This is a genomic window from Pseudomonas beijingensis (genome assembly GCF_030687295.1).
In the GTDB taxonomy this organism is placed as follows: Bacteria; Pseudomonadota; Gammaproteobacteria; order Pseudomonadales; family Pseudomonadaceae; genus Aquipseudomonas; species Aquipseudomonas beijingensis.
In genome coordinates this window covers 6377463-6392704 of the sequence record NZ_CP117425.1, presented here as the reverse complement: position 1 = coordinate 6392704, position 15242 = coordinate 6377463, and the positions used below count along the sequence as shown (strand labels likewise).

Genomic DNA, 15242 nt, shown 5'->3' with positions numbered 1-15242 from the left:
ACATAAAAACTATCCAGGCCCTGAACCTAGCCAAACCCTGGAAATGAGCCGTCGTCGAAGCGGCCGCCCGATGAGGATATACCGATGCCCAATCGCCTTCCCGTAACCGTGCTGTCCGGATTCCTCGGTGCCGGTAAAAGCACGCTGCTCAACCACGTCCTGCGCAATCGCGACAATCTGCGAGTTGCCGTGATCGTCAACGATATGAGCGAGATCAACATCGATGGCAGCGAAGTCCAGCGAGATGTCACCCTGAGTCGTTCCGAAGAGAAATTGGTGGAAATGAGCAACGGCTGCATCTGCTGCACGTTGCGTGAGGACCTGCTCGAAGAAGTCGGGCAACTCGCCAGGGAAGGGCGTTTTGATTACCTGCTGATCGAATCCACGGGTATTTCCGAGCCGTTGCCAGTGGCGGAAACCTTCACCTTTCGTGATGAAGAGGGCCGAAGCCTGGCCGATGTGGCGCGACTCGACACCATGGTAACGGTGGTTGATGGGGTGAATTTCCTGCTGGATTACCAGGCCGCCGAAAGCCTGGCGTCACGGGGCGAAACCCTGGGAGAGGAGGATGAGCGCTCGATCACCGACCTGCTGATCGAACAGATCGAGTTCGCCGACGTGATTCTGATCAGCAAGATCGACCTGATCAGCCAGCACGAGCGGGAAGAACTGACCGCGATTCTGCGGCGTCACAACGCCCAGGCGCAGATCATTCCCATGGTCATGGGGCAGGTGCCACTGGGCAGAATCCTCGACACAGGCCTTTTCGACTTCGAACGCGCCGCCCAGGCACCTGGTTGGCTGCAGGAACTGCGCGGTGAGCACGTGCCGGAAACCGAGGAATATGGCATCGCCTCGACCGCTTATCGGGCACGCCGGCCGTTCCATCCCCAGCGGTTCTTCAACTTCATCGACCGGCCGTGGCCCAATGGCAAACTCCTGCGCTCCAAGGGGTTCTTCTGGCTGGCCAGCAAACCTGAGGAGGCGGGCAGTTGGTCCCAGGCCGGCGGTTTGATGCGGCATGGCTTCGCCGGGCGCTGGTGGCGGTTCGTGCCGAAAAACCAATGGCCGCAGGATGAAGAGAGCACAGCGGCGATCATGAAGAACTGGCTGGCTGCCACAGGCGATTGCCGTCAGGAGCTGGTCTTCATTGGTCAGGACATTGATTTTGGCCAACTCGCCGCTGAACTGGACGCTTGCCTGCTCACCGATGCGGAAATGGCCCAGGGCGTCGAAAGTTGGCGTTTGTTGCCGGATCCGTTCGGTCCATGGCGTGAAGAGGTTGCAGCGTGATGCTGGCGCCCAGTCTGAAAAGAGCGGTGCGGGTGCGGCAGGTCCAAGGTGATACGCCGGGGATATTCACGCAGATCCTGGAGGATGGCACCAACCTGGCGGTCTGGCAGCGACAGCTTCCCGCACACATCAGCGACTTCGCGGCCATGGTGCTGGCGATGGACCAGCCGTTGGCTGAGTCACGGGTGCTCGACTTGCCAGAGGAAGACTCCCAGCCAACGCTGCACGGCTTGGCCGCAGGTTTCAGCGACCTGCAAGGCTATGAAGGCTTCATCGCCGATGTGTCCTGGCTGGTCAGTGCGTTTGCCTGCCTACTGGGCGCCCAACGGGTCGGTCTGCGCCTGCGCACGCTGGACAAGGCCATGTGCCCGCGCTTCCACGTTGATCACGTGCCGGTGCGGCTGCTGACCACCTATGCGGGCGTCGGCAGCCAGTGGCTCAAGGAAGAGGCCATGGATCGCCGGCGCCTGGCACAGCCTGAGGCAGAGCCGGCGGATCCGCTGGTGATCCAGCAGTTTGGTTGCGGTGATGTCGGCTTGCTTAAAGGCGAAAAATGGCACGGTAATGAGGGGTTTGGCTTGATCCATCGCTCGCCGGAGCCCGCGCCGGGGGAGCGCCGATTGATTCTCACGCTGGATTGGCTCGCTTAAGGCTTGAGCCAGGTGCCCTGGCTTTGCCCTTCGCAAAATGGCTGCAGGTAAGCGGCATCGGTCGCCACGCCGTAATAGTGAATATCCTGGCGGTAAGGCATATTGGCGACCTGGGCGTTGCTGCAGACGCCGAATGCGCCGCCAGGGCATTGATCGACGTATTGCACTTCGACCTTCTGGCCGGCAAGGTTCGGCTGGCAGAAGCCGTCGGCAAACAGCTTCTGCGGAATGCTGCGGTTCTGTTGGCAGACTTTCACATCGAGTCGCTCCGCCTGGCTGTGAACCACGCAGGCCTGGGCCAGCGCCTGGTTCGACGTCAGTGCCAGTAATAACCAACCGATCATTCGCATCTTCACCTCCACCGAAAGCCGTCGATTATGTTGCAGCACATTCCCACCCATGTCATCGCCGGTCCCTTGGGCGCCGGCAAGACCAGCCTGATCAGGCATCTGCTGGCCCAGCGTCCGGCCAACGAGCGCTGGGCGGTGCTGATCAACGAGTTCGGTCAGATCGGCCTGGATGCCGCGCTCCTGACCCAGGCTGGCGATGGTATCGCACTGGGGGAAGTGGCCGGCGGCTGCTTGTGCTGCGTCAACGGCGCGCCGTTTCAGATCGGACTTGGGCGTTTGCTGCGCAAGTCCCGGCCGGATCGGCTGTTCATCGAACCCTCGGGCCTGGGTCATCCTGCGCAGTTGATGCAGCAACTGAGTGAGGCGCCATGGCTCGGTGTGCTCGCGGTACAACCCTGTGTAGTGGTGTTGGATGCCCGGGCGATGGCGAACGGCAAGCCCTTGCCGGACGCGCAACGACCAGCCTTGGCGGATGCCGGACTGCTGGTGCTGAACAAGTCCGAGAGCCTCACGCACGCCGATCGCGAACGGGTGACGGCGCAACTGTCAGGGTCTGTGTTGTACTGGACGCAACAGGCTGCATTACCGATAGATCGATTGCCAGGCCTTACGGCTCGGGGCAGCGGGGCTGTGGATAACTTGAACCTGCCCAAGCGTCTGGGCCAGATCCCGGCCATCTGGACCGACCCGACGCAGCCAATCTGCCTGCACCAGCAGCAGGACGGTGGCTGGAGTATTGGCTGGCGCTGGCACCCAAGCCAACGCTTCGACGCAGCGGTGCTGACGCGATGGCTACAAGGCCAGGACTGGAAACGGGCGAAGATGGTTATCCACAGCCACGACGGTTGGGTTTCAGCCAATGCGTTGGAGGGGGCGTTGCTGGGCTGGCAAGCCAGTGAGTGGCGCCAGGATTCCCGGATCGAGCTTATTTTCGATCAGCCGCAAGACGTCGATCGCCTGCAAGCCGGTCTGGTGAATTGTCGGTGTTCTTGAGTCAGCCTTGTTTCAAGGCTTCCACTTGTTGTGTTCCTGGCGCCACTGGCTCAACTCGATGACTTCGGCCCTGGGCCTGGTCTGGGCCGGTTCAATGGGCGCTGGCGGGGTTTCTTCGAAAGGCATCGGGTAGGGCGCTAGTTCTATTTGCGCGCTGTGGGCACCGAACTGGGTGATGGTGCCCGAATGACGGCTTTCGCCGGTGACGGTGAACTCGAAGGTGTAGACGCGAGCCAGTCGTCGTCGACCCTTGGCGTCCTTCACGAAGCCGATTTTTTTCAGCGCCACGTTGCCGTCCAGTAGCTCGATCTTGAGGTTGGCGCAATGCTGCATGACCCTCGCCAACGCCCGCTCGCGCAAGCCATGGTTGTGCCACAGCCAGGCACCGCCGGTAGCCAGCAGCATCAGCACGAAGATGTTTCCAAGGGTCAGCATGAACGAAGTGCTCCAACAAGTTGCTGTCAGCTTAACTGTCTCGCCGGTCTGTCGTACAGGCTGCGTTTAGTCGCATACTGCGCGGCTTGAATTTCAATCGTTTTACGGAAACTTCCCGCATGAAACGTACGCCTCATCTGCTTGCCATTCAGTCCCATGTGGTGTTCGGTCACGCTGGCAATAGCGCTGCGGTGTTTCCGATGCAGCGGGTCGGCGTGAATGTCTGGCCGCTCAATACCGTGCAGTTTTCCAATCACACCCAGTACGGCCAATGGACCGGTGAGGTGCTGGCGCCAGAGCAGATACCAGCGTTGGTAGAAGGCATTGCAGCCATCGGTGAGCTGGGTCATTGCGATGCGGTGTTGTCCGGTTACCTGGGGAGTGCGGCTCAGGGGCGGGCGATCCTGACGGGGGTGGCGCGGATCAAGGCTGCCAATCCCAAGGCGCTGTACCTGTGTGACCCGGTCATGGGACATCCAGAGAAGGGCTGCATCGTGGCGCCCGAAGTGAGCGAATTTCTCCTGGAAGAAGCCGCTGCCGTGGCGGACCTCATGTGCCCGAACCAACTGGAACTGGACAGTTTTTCGGGGCGCAAGGCACAGTCGTTGTTCGATTGCCTGGCCATGGCCCGCGCGTTGCTGGCCCGCGGCCCGAAGGCGGTGCTGGTCAAGCACCTGGCCTATCCCGGCAAACCCGATGACAGTTTCGAAATGCTGCTGGTGACCGCCGATGGCAGCTGGCACCTGCGCCGTCCACTGCTGGCTTTCCCGCGCCAGCCGGTGGGCGTGGGTGACCTGACGTCGGGGTTGTTCCTGGCGCGGATACTGCTGGGAGACAGCCTGGTGGCGGCGTTCGAATTCACCGCCGCGGCGGTGCACGAAGTGCTGCTGGAGACCCAGGCATGCACCAGCTATGAGCTGGAACTGGTCCGCGCCCAGGACCGGATCGCCCATCCACGGGTGCGGTTCGAGGCTGTGCCAATCAACCTCTGATTGCAGCTGCTAATCCCTGCGGGAGCGAGCTTGCTCGCGATGGCGGTCTAACAGTCGACATTGATGTTGAATGTAATGGCCTCATCGCGAGCAAGCTCGCTCCCACAGTTGTTTTTTAAGTGGCTGGTTAAGGCCCGTCCGCCTTGATCTCCTGGTAGCGTCTCTCCAGCTCCTGGCGGATTTGCCGGCGTTGCTGGGCTTGTTCGTAGCGGCGTTTTTCTTCGCTGTTTTGCGGCTGCAAGGGCGGCACGGCAGCGGGTTTACGCTGGTCATCCACCGCAACCATGGTGAAGAAGCAACTGTTGGTGTGGCGCACCGAGCGTTCGCGAATATTTTCGGTCACGACTTTGATGCCCACTTCCATCGACGTGTTGCCGGTGTAGTTCACCGAGGCCAGGAAGGTCACCAGCTCGCCGACATGGATCGGCTCACGGAAGATGACCTGGTCAACCGACAGGGTCACCACGTAGCGTCCGGCGTAGCGGCTGGCGCAGGCGTAGGCGACTTCGTCGAGGTATTTGAGCAAGGTGCCGCCATGGACATTGCCAGAGAAGTTGGCCATATCAGGGGTCATCAACACCGTCATCGACAGCTGGGCGTTTCCGGGTTCCATAACGTACTCACGGTTCAAGGCAGTCATTCGGGAGTGCACCTCTACGGGTGCTGGGGAGTGGCCTGCGAACAGGGCACCAGGTTTTAAAAGCCACCGATATCGGGACGCTGCGCCTGTGGTTGCCGTCACGCGCCGATGGATCTGTTTCCATATATTGCACCGTCTTTTTGTCAGAAGTCGCGGTGTTACCCTTCAAAAGCCCGTTGCGAGGGCAATTCCTACAGAGGAAACGGATTTCTCCAGCTCTGCAGTGAGTCATTTTGAACAGGGAGCCTCGACATGCATGCCATCAGCTTCATTCAGGATTTGGCGATCATCATGATGGCTGCGGGGTTGGTAACCGTACTCTTTCATCGTTTCAAACAACCGGTGGTACTGGGCTACATCGTGGCCGGCTTCATCATTGGCCCGCATACGCCACCGTTCGGTTTTATCCACGACGAAGACACGATCAAGACCCTGGCAGAGCTTGGGGTGATATTCCTGATGTTTTGCCTGGGCCTGGAATTCAGCCTGCGCAAACTGTTCAAGGTCGGCGCCACGGCCTTCATCGCGGCGTTTCTCGAAATTGTGCTGATGATCTGGATCGGCTATGAAATCGGCCGTTGGTTTGAGTGGAGCACCATGGATTCGCTCTTCCTGGGCGCGATCCTGGCCATTTCCTCCACCACCATCATCGTCAAGGCCCTCAACGACCTGAAGATGAAGAACGAACGCTTCGCGCAGCTGATTTTCGGGGTGTTGATCGTCGAGGACATCCTGGGCATCGGCATCATCGCCTTGCTGTCGAGCATTGCCGTCAGCGGCACCGTGAGCTCCGGCGAGGTGTTTTCCACTGTCGGCAAGTTGTCGCTGTTCATGATCGTCGCGTTGGTCATCGGCATTCTGCTGGTGCCGAGGGTGCTGGCCTACGTGGCGAAGTTCGACAGCAACGAAATGCTGTTGATTACCGTACTGGGCCTGTGTTTTGGCTTCTGCCTGCTGGTGGTGAAGCTGGAGTACAGCATGGTGCTCGGGGCGTTCCTGATCGGTGCGATCATGGCCGAGTCCCGGCAACTGCTGAAGATCGAGCGGCTGGTGGAGCCGGTGCGTGATCTGTTCAGCGCGATCTTCTTCGTCGCCATCGGGCTGATGCTCGATCCGGCGATATTGCTGCAGTACGCCTGGCCGATTGCAGTGATCACGGCCGCTGTGGTGCTCGGCAAGATGCTGTCCTGCGGCCTTGGTGCCTTTATCGCCGGCAACGACGGACGCACCTCGCTGCGCGTTGGGATGGGGCTTTCGCAGATTGGCGAATTTTCCTTCATCATCGCGTCGTTGGGGATGACCCTGCAGGTCACCAGCGATTTTCTCTATCCGGTTGCGGTCGCCGTCTCGGTGTTGACCACACTGCTGACGCCGTACCTGATTCGAGCTGCCGACCCGTTGTCCGTCAAGTTGGCGGCGGTCATGCCACAACGGCTGACGCGAGTGCTGGGGATGTATGGCGAATGGCTGCGTAGCATCCAGCCCCACGGTGAAGGGGCGATGGTGGCGTCGATGATCCGGCGAATTTTGCTGCAGGTCGGTGTCAACTTGGCGCTGGTGATTGCGATTTTTGTCTCGGGTGGTTTTTTCGCCGAGCGGATGTCGGCTTACCTGCAAGCATGGATCAGCGACCCAAGCTGGCAGAAAGCACTGATCTGGGGCGGGGCGTTGCTGCTGTCGCTGCCGTTCCTGATCGCCGCGTATCGCAAGCTCAAGGCGCTGTCGATGCTGCTGGCGGAGATGGGCGTGAAGCCGGAGATGGCTGGCCGCCACACCCAGCGCGTGCGTCGAGTGATCGCCGAAGTGATCCCGATTCTCTCGCTGTTGGTGATTTTCCTGCTATTGGCAGCCTTGTCGGCCAGCATTCTGCCGACCAACAAGTTGCTCGTACTGATCGCCGTGGTGGCGACTGCCGTTGCGGCACTGCTCTGGCGCTGGTTCATCCGCCTGCATACGCGGATGCAGGTGGCCTTGCTTGAAACCCTGGACAATCACAAGGAATCGTCCGGGCATTGACTGGCGGCGGGGCTCAGCTTTCCAGCCAGACGTCCCGCGCCCAGTGCCAGACCGATTCCCAGGTTTCCTCGGCGATCAGTTCTTCTTCGGCCTGCCACAGCACCACCGTGCCGTCCTCTTCAACGCAGTAATAATCGTCGCCGTCCTGGCAGATCGGGATCAGGCTGCGGTCGACACCGGCGTCCCAGGCATTGGCGGCCACGTCCGGCAGGTAGGTGTGGGACTGTGGATCGGTGACGGTCACCGGTTCCAGGCTGCCGTAGACGACATCGCTGACGGTCAGCAAAAACTCCCTGAAGACGAATGGGATATCGATGAACAGCTGCTCTTCGATCTCTACCAGTAAGTCTTCGTCGGGCAATTCCAGCGGGACCGGTACGGGCTCGTTGGCTTCACGCAATTGTTCGATGATTTCTTCCACGTCCGGGGATCCTCTTTCTCGATGGCGCGGTTTTATATGGAGCGGTTTATACAGTAGCTCGCTATAGATGCAACCGCGAAATAGAAAACCCCGGCCTGAGCCGGGGTTCTTTTATTTCAACATGCAAAACGGGCAAAGGTTCAACCGTTCTGGCGGATACCTGCCACCAGCCAAGGCTGGTCATCGCCCTGGGCACGTTCCATGTTCCAGCTTTCGCTGAACGCTTCGCCCTTGTCGAAGCGAGAATCCTTCGACACACCGCTGAAGGTCAGGGTGGCGATGGTCTTGTCGGCGCGATCGTCGACGCCATCCAGTTGCACCTGCAGGTTGTCGATGTAGGTTGACTGGAAGCCATCACCCAGCTCAGCCCGCTCGCGCTTGAGGAATTCCAGCAGTTGCGGGGTCACGAACTCGGAGATCTTGTCCATTTCGTTCGCGTCCCAATGTTGCTGCAGGGACATGAAGTGGCTGCGCGCGGCTTCGATGAAGCGTTGCTCGTTGAACCAGGCCGGCGCATTGATGACCGGACGGGCGGCCACAGGCGCTGCCGAACCCCCGAAGATCGAACCACTGGCAGGCGGCTGCTGGTTGAACACTTCACGCTGCATCGGCGCGTGGCCGGCCGGAGCGAGTTGCTCCTGCTGCTTGCGACGACGAGCGGCAATGAAACGGAAGACCAGGAAGGCGATGACCGCCATGATCAGGATGTCGAAGATCTGCATGCCCTGGAAGCCGTCGCCCATGAACATGGAGGCGAGCAGGCCACCGGCGGCGATGCCGGCCAGGGGGCCGAGCCAGCGCGAAGCGCCGCTGGCCTTGGTAGCGGCGCCTGCGGCACCGGCCGCGCCTGCGGTGGCAGCGGTAGAACCGGCGGCAGAAGACGGCGCCATCTGGCTGGTCTGGTGAGTCGGGGCTGCTCCCGAACTTTTACCACCGCCAAAGCGCTTGGCGGCATTGGCGTCGATGGCCATCGTCAGGCCGATGCACAACGCCATGGCGATGCTAAGAAAACGTTTCATATAAAGGCATTCCCATTTGTGGATAGCACGCGCGCCATGTTGCACAGCTGAACTGTTGCTGGCTAGCAGCAGAGTGTTTCGGGCTTTTGCGTGACAGGTGAGGTTCAGCTTCAGCTATGCAAGAGGGCCTGTTCGCTTTGGGCTGTAGGAAAGGGGAACAAGTTCTATCGGAAAACTAGTATGGGTAGAGGAAGGTATCTGTGGGAGCAAGGCTTGCCCGCGATAGCGATCTATCTGACGCATCTATGTTGGATGCGCCACCGCCTCGCGGGCAAGCCTTGCTCCACAGGGTTTAGCAAATCCTTAGATCGCCTCGAGCTTGGCATACCCCAGCATCAGCCACTTGCTGCCTTCGCTGAAGTTCACCTGCACCCGGGCCTGGGCGCCGGCGCCTTCGAAGTTGAGGATCACGCCGTCACCGAACACCGAATGCCGCACGGTCTGGCCGAGGCTGAAGCCGGTTTCCGGGATATCGCTGCCGCCGAACAGGCTGCTGGTGCTTTGTTGCTGGCCGCCACCGAATGGTCGGCTGACACTGTTGGACAGCCGGACTTCTTGGATCAGGCCCTTTGGCACCTCACGTACGAAGCGCGACACCTTGTTGTAGGTCTCGCTGCCATACAAACGTCGGGTTTCGGCGTAGGTCAGCACCAGATTCTGCATGGCGCGGGTGATACCGACGTAGGCCAGGCGCCGTTCCTCTTCCAGGCGCCCCGGTTCTTCCAGGCTCATCTTGTGGGGGAACAGGCCTTCTTCCATGCCCACGAGGAACACGTAGGGGAATTCCAGGCCCTTGGCGCTGTGCAGCGTCATCAGCTGGATGCTGTCTTCATGTTCGTCGGCCTGGGTGTCGCCGGCCTCCAGGGAGGCATGGCCCAGGAAGGCCGAGAGAGGCGACAGGTCCGCGTCTTCTTCGGTGTTCTCGAAATTGCGCGCGGCGCTGACCAGTTCCTCAAGGTTTTCCACCCGGGCTTGGCCTTTCTCGCCTTTTTCCGCTTCGTGGTAGGCGATCAGGCCGGACTGCTCGATGACGGTCTGGGTCATCAAGTGCAGGGGCATTTCCCCACACTTGGCGGCCAGGTCTTCGATCAGGTCCATGAAGGCCTTCAGGGCGCCGGCGGCGCGACCGGTCACACCCTTGTTGGTCACCAACTGGCGTATGGCTTCCCACATGGATACGTGACTGTGGCGCGCGTGATCGCGAATCGCCTCGACGGTTTTCTCGCCGATGCCCCGCGTCGGCACGTTGATCACCCGCTCCAGGGCCGCATCGTTGCCGCGACCTTCGATCAGGCGCAGGTAGGCCATGGCGTTCTTGATTTCAGCACGCTCGAAGAAGCGCTGGCCGCCGTAGATGCGGTAGGGGATTCGTTCGCGCAGCAATGCCTCTTCCAGCACCCGCGACTGGGCGTTGGACCGGTACAGAATGGCGATGTCGCTGCGGGCCAGGCCGGTTTTCAGCGCGCTCTCGATGGTTTCCACCACGTAGCGGGCTTCATCGTGTTCGTTGAAGGCGGCGTAGAGGTTGATCGCCTCGCCTTCGCCGCCATCGGTCCACAATTCTTTGCCCAGGCGCCCGGTGTTGTTGGCGATCAGGGCGTTGGCAGCCTTGAGAATGCCGGCGGTGGAGCGGTAGTTCTGTTCCAGGCGGATGACTTCGGCGTCGGGAAAGTCCGCCGAATACTGGTGGATGTTCTCGATCTTGGCGCCACGCCAGCCATAGATCGACTGATCGTCGTCACCCACCACCATCAGGCTGTCGCCGCCCTTGGCGAGCAGCCGCAACCAGGCGTATTGCACGGCGTTGGTGTCTTGGAATTCGTCCACCAGCACATGCCGGAAACGCTTTTGGTAGTGGGCCAGCAGCCCTGGGTGGTCGCGCCACAGGTCCAGCGCCCGTAGCAGCAATTCGGAAAAGTCGATCACCCCGGCACGCTGGCACGCCGCCTCGTAGGCTTCGTAGATGCTGCGCATGGTCGCCAGGAACAGGTCGCCGCTGGCCTGGATGTGCTGCGGGCGCAGGCCTTCGTCTTTCTGGCCGTTGATGAACCATTGGGCCTGGCGGGCCGGCCAGCGTTGTTCGTCCAGGCCCAGCTCGCGGATCACCCGCTTGACCAGGCGTTGCTGGTCGTCGCTGTCCAGGATCTGGAAGGTCTGGCTCAGCCCGGCCTCCTGCCAATGCGCCCGCAACAAGCGGTGCGCCAGGCCGTGGAAGGTGCCGACCCACATGCCGGCGGGATTGATGCCCATCAGTTGTTCGATGCGATGGCGCATCTCGGCCGCGGCCTTGTTGGTGAACGTCACCGACAGGATCGAATGGGGCGAGGCGTTCTCGACCTGGATCAACCAGGCGATACGGTGCACCAGCACTCGGGTTTTACCGGAGCCGGCACCGGCCAGGACCAACTGACGACCCACGGAGGCGGCTACGGCCTGACGTTGGGCATCGTTGAGGGAGTTCAGCAGAAGGGAGAGATCATCGCGCATCGGGGCATTCTAGGGTGCGGCGTCACCCCGGGCAAACCGAGCTTTGCATCAACCGATAAAAGACCGCTTGGTGATGACCGGCGGGTCACAGGCTACAGGCGTTGATGGGACTCGCCCGGGAGGGTCGCCACCCAATGAAATAGCGACTTTTTTCAGTGTTTTTGTGAGCTGGGGCAGTGTGGGATGGCCCATGGCTTGTGTATGCTCGGTGCTCGTTTCGGGTTCTCCACGCTCCACTGAATAAGAACAAGAACAGTGCCAATGACCCTCAATTCCGATCCGGCGGGGCCCAGTGTGGAACCACGGGTCATCTGCAAGCAGTACGCCACGGAGATGGCGGTCGAGCGCACACGTCTGCTGTATCAAGGCTCGCTGCTGCCTACGCTGTTCATGCTGCTCAACGGTCTGGTCTGCGCTGCGCTGTTATGGGAGCCGCGACGCTATTTTTTGGTCAGTGTCTGGCTCGTCTGGTTGTTGTCACTGGTGGCGTTGCGAGTGATCCAGGTGGCGGCTTTCGATTCGGCGATGCCAAGCCGCCAGGCGCACCCGATCTGGTTGCGGATGTTTTTGCTGGGCTCAGCGATGACCGGCCTGACGCTGGCCGGGGCCGGGATCGCGCTGGTCCCGGCCGACAGCTTCCAGCAGCAGGCCTGGGTGTTCGGCCTGATTGGCGCGGCCGCGCTGTCGGCCAGCGTGGCCTATGCCGTGAGTCTTCCGGCGTTCCTGTCCTTCGCTTTGCCTTGCCTGTTACCGGCCATCGGCTATCTCTTCTGGGGCGGCGATGAGCAGCAACGTGGCTGGGGCTGGCTCGGGCTGATTGTGCTGGTTTCCTTGAGCGTGGTGGCCTGGCAAGTCAACCGCTTGATCCAGAGTGGCATGCTGCGACGCTTTCAGAACCAGGCCCTGATCGAGCATCTGCAGCAGACCCAAACCCGCAGTGCATTGCTCAACGAGGCGCTGGGCCGGGAGGTCGAGCAACGTCGCTCGGCCGAGGAGAAGCTGCGGGCGGCCCAGGTTGGCCTGGAGGCGCGAGTCGCGCAGCGCAGCCTTGAACTGGAGGCCGCCAGCCAGGCCCTGAGCAAGAGCGAGGCGCGCCTGGCCTTGGCCCTCAAAGCCAGTGAGCTGGGGTTGTGGGATTGGAACCTGCAGACTGACGAAGTCCATCACACCCAGCTCAAGGAGCTGTTCGGGCTGGAGCCCGAATACGTCACGGCGATGCTCAGCCACCTGACCCCGCGCCTGCACCCCCAGGATGTGCCGGCACTCAAGCGGGCCCTGGTCGAACACCTCAAGGGCCGTAGCGAGGATTACCAGATCGAATACCGTGTGCGTCACGGCGATGGTCACTGGGTCTGGATCGAAGACCGCGGCCGGGCCGTGGAGCGCAGCGCGAGCGGGCGGGTGCTGCGCATGGTTGGCACCCGGCGCGACATCAGCGCCAGCAAGGAACTCGAGCAGCAACGGCAGCTGGCGGCCACGGTATTCGAGGCCGCCAGCGAAGGCATTGTTATTTTCGACCCCAACTACCTGCTGCTTGCCGCCAATCAGGCGTTCACGCGGGTCACCGGTTTCAATATCGAGGACATGCTCGGGCGCAGCGTGGTCGACCTGCCGTGCAGTCGCGATGCGCGCCGGCACTACCCGATCATTCGCCAAGCGCTCAAGCAGCACGGCACCTGGCAGGGCGAGCTGGTGGAGGCGCGGGCCAACGGCGAGCTGTATCCGCAATGGCTGCAATTGAACGTGGTGCGCAATGCTCGGGGAAATGTCAGCCATATCGTGGGCTTCTTCGCCGATCTTTCGGCCCGACGCGAATCCGAAGAGCGGATGCGCTACCTGACCCATTACGACGAGCTGACCGGGCTGGCGAATCGTTCGCTGTTTCGCGAGCGCCTGAACGAAGCTCATCAGCGTGTGCGCCAGGGCGGACGGCGCAGCCTGGCGTTGCTGCATATCAACCTGGACCGCTTCAAGTTGCTCAACGACAGCCTTGGTCATGACATCGCCGACCAGTTGTTGCAGAAAATGGCGCGGCGCCTGATCAATGCACTGCCCGAGGCGGACACCATCGCCCGGTTATCCGGCGATGAGTTTGCGGTGTTGTTCGATGCCTACGGCAACCTTTCAAGTCTGGCCCGGGTGGCGACCCGGTTGGCCGCCAAGCTGCGTGTGCCGCTGACCATCGAAGGCCATGAACTGGTGCTCAGCGCCTCCATCGGCATCAGCTTGTTGCCTGACAACACGCGGGAAATTGCCACGCTGGTCAGCCAGGCGAATATGGCCATGCAGCATGCCAAGCATTTGGGCGGCAACAATTTCCAGTTCTACACCGACAGCCTCCAAGCCAGCACGCTGGAGCGCCTGCAACTGGAAAACCAGTTGCGCAAAGCCTTGGAAGAGCAACAACTGAAGGTCTTTTATCAGCCAAAATTGTGTCTGGCGACCGGTCGCCTGAATGCCGCCGAGGCGCTGGTGCGTTGGGATCATCCGGCCATGGGGCGGGTGCCGCCGGGGGATTTCATTGGCCTGGCCGAAGAGACCGGCTTGATCGGGCCGATTGGCGAGTTCGTGTTGCGCCAGGCCTGTTGGCAGGCGTGCGAATGGCAGCGTCAAGGGCTCGAGCCGATCAGGGTGTCGGTCAATCTGTCGGTGCATCAACTGCGCCAGGGCAAGCTGGTCAGCCTGGTGCGACAAGTGCTGGAAGAAACCGGCCTGGCGCCCCAGTACCTGGAACTGGAGTTGACCGAGAGCCAGCTGCTCGACAGCGTTGAACACATCATTGCCACGTTTCAGCAATTGCGTGACCTTGGGGTCAAGCTGGCGATCGACGATTTTGGCACCGGTTACTCATCCCTGAGCTACCTCAAACGCATCCCGGTGGACTACGTGAAGATCGATCAGGCATTCATTCGCGGGCTCGGCGAGGGCAGCGTGGACACCGCCATTACCCGGGCAATCATTGCAATGGCTCATGGACTGTCGCTCAAGGTAGTGGCCGAAGGTGTAGAGCGGCAGGAGCAGCTCGATTTCCTCAGGAGCGAGTGTTGTGACGAGGTGCAGGGGTATCTGATCAGCCGGCCGGTGGAAGCTGAGGGGCTGGCCGGTTTGTTGCGAATGCAACACTTGATTGAATGAATATGATCCCTGGTTGGAACTTCCCGCCAGACGATTTTATTGTCTGACGGGAAGTGATGAACATGCGCTTAGTTGGTCACTAGTACTTCATCGATGTGGTGCAGCAGCTGATCTTCGAAAAAAATGCTCACGCCGGTGACATGAGATTCGCCCAGCACTTTGTACTCGACGACTTTGTCGGTGATGACCGGCAGCGAAATTTCGTTGGAATGTTCGAGTTTCAATTCCAGTCGCAGATCGAAGGACTTGTCCTGCATTTGGCTTCGTACCAGCTTTGGCGTAATGCCCGTGTGGGGTACGGTTACAGTGCCAAAGGTACGGAAAGAAGCGGTACCTGGCATGCGATCGATTTGTGCGGTCCAATCTTTAGTTGTGATGGTCATGATAGTAACTCCTGTAGTTAAGTTGATTGCGTCCTGCGGGAGCCAATATATCGACTTCGACTGGATAGTGTCTGGGGGAATTGAGATTGGTATTGTAAGTAGAAGTTAGTCGATGATGAGTTAACAGGTTCTTCGTTGAGGTCTATTGTCTATTACGGCTGGGATAGGTTGTTGGGGGATAGTCAGTAGTCAGTGATTGATTAAACGATTTTTCGCCAGTCAGAGGTTCAGGTCGCGCTTGGAAATCAGCGGATCGGCGACACAGAGGGTCTGCGCCACGACACAGGCTGCTACATCTGGCGATCCTCGGCCAAAACAAAGGGGCCGCGAGGCAATCCAGTTACGTTTTGGACGGGCAAAGCGCCAATTCTTGTAGTATAACTACAAGCTTGCTACATCCCGGCATCTGCCCATAACAAGAGTCCAGC

13 protein-coding genes are annotated in these 15242 nt (G+C 60.4%); 6 read left to right on the top strand and 7 right to left on the bottom strand.

The features are described 5' to 3' along the window. Positions 1 to 84: 84 nt before the first annotated feature. Together zigA and PSH84_RS28475 are read left to right on the top strand one after the other, a co-directional pair. Positions 85 to 1293, top strand: coding sequence for a zinc metallochaperone GTPase ZigA (gene zigA / locus PSH84_RS28480; protein ID WP_305482092.1), 1209 nt, complete (start codon positions 85 to 87; stop codon positions 1291 to 1293). After that, positions 1293 to 1943, top strand: coding sequence for a DUF1826 domain-containing protein (locus PSH84_RS28475; protein ID WP_305468913.1), 651 nt, complete (start codon positions 1293 to 1295; stop codon positions 1941 to 1943). Before zigA ends, PSH84_RS28475 begins: the two co-directional genes overlap by 1 nt. Here the strand turns inward: PSH84_RS28475 and PSH84_RS28470 are convergent. Continuing rightward, positions 1940 to 2293, bottom strand: a complete 354-nt coding sequence (locus PSH84_RS28470) for an NADH:ubiquinone oxidoreductase (RefSeq protein WP_122567643.1) — start codon at positions 2291 to 2293, stop codon at positions 1940 to 1942. The two genes, PSH84_RS28475 and PSH84_RS28470, sit on opposite strands and share 4 nt — an antisense overlap. Before the next feature lie 27 nt (positions 2294 to 2320). On the opposite strand from PSH84_RS28470, the gene PSH84_RS28465 reads away from it, so the two are divergent. Then, the gene (locus PSH84_RS28465) at positions 2321 to 3286 is read left to right on the top strand and encodes a CobW family GTP-binding protein (protein WP_305468911.1); all 966 of its coding nucleotides are present in this window, start codon (positions 2321 to 2323) and stop codon (positions 3284 to 3286) included. 12 nt (positions 3287 to 3298) lie between these two features. On the opposite strand, the gene PSH84_RS28460 is transcribed toward PSH84_RS28465, so the two are convergent. Beyond that, complete coding sequence (locus PSH84_RS28460) at positions 3299 to 3721, bottom strand: DUF3301 domain-containing protein (RefSeq protein ID WP_122567641.1); 423 nt, start codon at positions 3719 to 3721, stop codon at positions 3299 to 3301. 119 nt (positions 3722 to 3840) lie between these two features. On the opposite strand from PSH84_RS28460, the gene pdxY reads away from it, so the two are divergent. Beyond that, on the top strand, positions 3841 to 4713 hold the full coding sequence (pdxY, locus tag PSH84_RS28455; protein ID WP_122567640.1) for a pyridoxal kinase PdxY: 873 nt from the start codon (positions 3841 to 3843) through the stop codon (positions 4711 to 4713). A 127-nt stretch (positions 4714 to 4840) separates the two neighbouring features. Here the strand turns inward: pdxY and PSH84_RS28450 are convergent, their stop codons facing one another. Continuing rightward, positions 4841 to 5326 (bottom strand): acyl-CoA thioesterase, encoded by a 486-nt coding sequence (locus PSH84_RS28450; protein ID WP_047226692.1) that lies wholly within the window; start codon positions 5324 to 5326, stop codon positions 4841 to 4843. Positions 5327 to 5605: 279 nt separating this feature from the next. On the opposite strand from PSH84_RS28450, the gene PSH84_RS28445 reads away from it, so the two are divergent. Further along, entirely contained in the window at positions 5606 to 7369 is a 1764-nt protein-coding gene (locus PSH84_RS28445) for a cation:proton antiporter (protein WP_122567639.1), read from the top strand. Positions 7370 to 7382: 13 nt separating this feature from the next. Here PSH84_RS28445 and PSH84_RS28440 read toward each other — a convergent pair whose 3' ends face one another. From PSH84_RS28440 to uvrD, 3 genes are all read right to left on the bottom strand, one after another. Continuing rightward, positions 7383 to 7790 carry an SMI1/KNR4 family protein gene (locus PSH84_RS28440; RefSeq protein WP_003187120.1) on the bottom strand — a complete coding sequence of 136 codons (408 nt, stop codon included), beginning with the start codon at positions 7788 to 7790 and terminating at the stop codon, positions 7383 to 7385. Positions 7791 to 7930: 140 nt separating this feature from the next. Further along, positions 7931 to 8809, bottom strand: coding sequence for a Tim44 domain-containing protein (locus PSH84_RS28435; protein ID WP_305468909.1), 879 nt, complete (start codon positions 8807 to 8809; stop codon positions 7931 to 7933). Positions 8810 to 9112: 303 nt separating this feature from the next. Continuing rightward, positions 9113 to 11296, bottom strand: a complete 2184-nt coding sequence (gene uvrD, locus PSH84_RS28430; protein ID WP_305468908.1) for a DNA helicase II — start codon at positions 11294 to 11296, stop codon at positions 9113 to 9115. Positions 11297 to 11557: 261 nt separating this feature from the next. Between uvrD and PSH84_RS28425 the strand changes: the two genes are divergently transcribed. Then, positions 11558 to 14431, top strand: a complete 2874-nt coding sequence (locus PSH84_RS28425) for an EAL domain-containing protein (RefSeq protein WP_305482091.1) — start codon at positions 11558 to 11560, stop codon at positions 14429 to 14431. 68 nt (positions 14432 to 14499) lie between these two features. On the opposite strand, the gene PSH84_RS28420 is transcribed toward PSH84_RS28425, so the two are convergent. Beyond that, the gene (locus PSH84_RS28420) at positions 14500 to 14814 is read right to left on the bottom strand and encodes a hypothetical protein (protein WP_122567635.1); all 315 of its coding nucleotides are present in this window, start codon (positions 14812 to 14814) and stop codon (positions 14500 to 14502) included. Between the last annotated feature and the right edge of the window lie 428 nt (positions 14815 to 15242).

Bases quoted from the DNA above. Each gene is read 5' to 3' on its own strand.
- uvrD (WP_305468908.1), bottom strand. From the start codon at position 11,296: ATGCGCGATGATCTCTCCCTTCTGCTGAACTCCCTCAACGATGCCCAA.
- PSH84_RS28475 (WP_305468913.1), top strand. From the start codon at position 1,293: ATGCTGGCGCCCAGTCTGAAAAGAGCGGTGCGGGTGCGGCAGGTCCAA.
- zigA (WP_305482092.1), top strand. From the start codon at position 85: ATGCCCAATCGCCTTCCCGTAACCGTGCTGTCCGGATTCCTCGGTGCC.
- PSH84_RS28465 (WP_305468911.1), top strand. From the start codon at position 2,321: ATGTTGCAGCACATTCCCACCCATGTCATCGCCGGTCCCTTGGGCGCC.
- pdxY (WP_122567640.1), top strand. From the start codon at position 3,841: ATGAAACGTACGCCTCATCTGCTTGCCATTCAGTCCCATGTGGTGTTC.
- PSH84_RS28425 (WP_305482091.1), top strand. From the start codon at position 11,558: ATGACCCTCAATTCCGATCCGGCGGGGCCCAGTGTGGAACCACGGGTC.
- PSH84_RS28445 (WP_122567639.1), top strand. From the start codon at position 5,606: ATGCATGCCATCAGCTTCATTCAGGATTTGGCGATCATCATGATGGCT.
- PSH84_RS28420 (WP_122567635.1), bottom strand. From the start codon at position 14,814: ATGACCATCACAACTAAAGATTGGACCGCACAAATCGATCGCATGCCA.
- PSH84_RS28450 (WP_047226692.1), bottom strand. From the start codon at position 5,326: ATGGAACCCGGAAACGCCCAGCTGTCGATGACGGTGTTGATGACCCCT.
- PSH84_RS28470 (WP_122567643.1), bottom strand. From the start codon at position 2,293: ATGCGAATGATCGGTTGGTTATTACTGGCACTGACGTCGAACCAGGCG.
- PSH84_RS28435 (WP_305468909.1), bottom strand. From the start codon at position 8,809: ATGAAACGTTTTCTTAGCATCGCCATGGCGTTGTGCATCGGCCTGACG.
- PSH84_RS28460 (WP_122567641.1), bottom strand. From the start codon at position 3,721: ATGCTGACCCTTGGAAACATCTTCGTGCTGATGCTGCTGGCTACCGGC.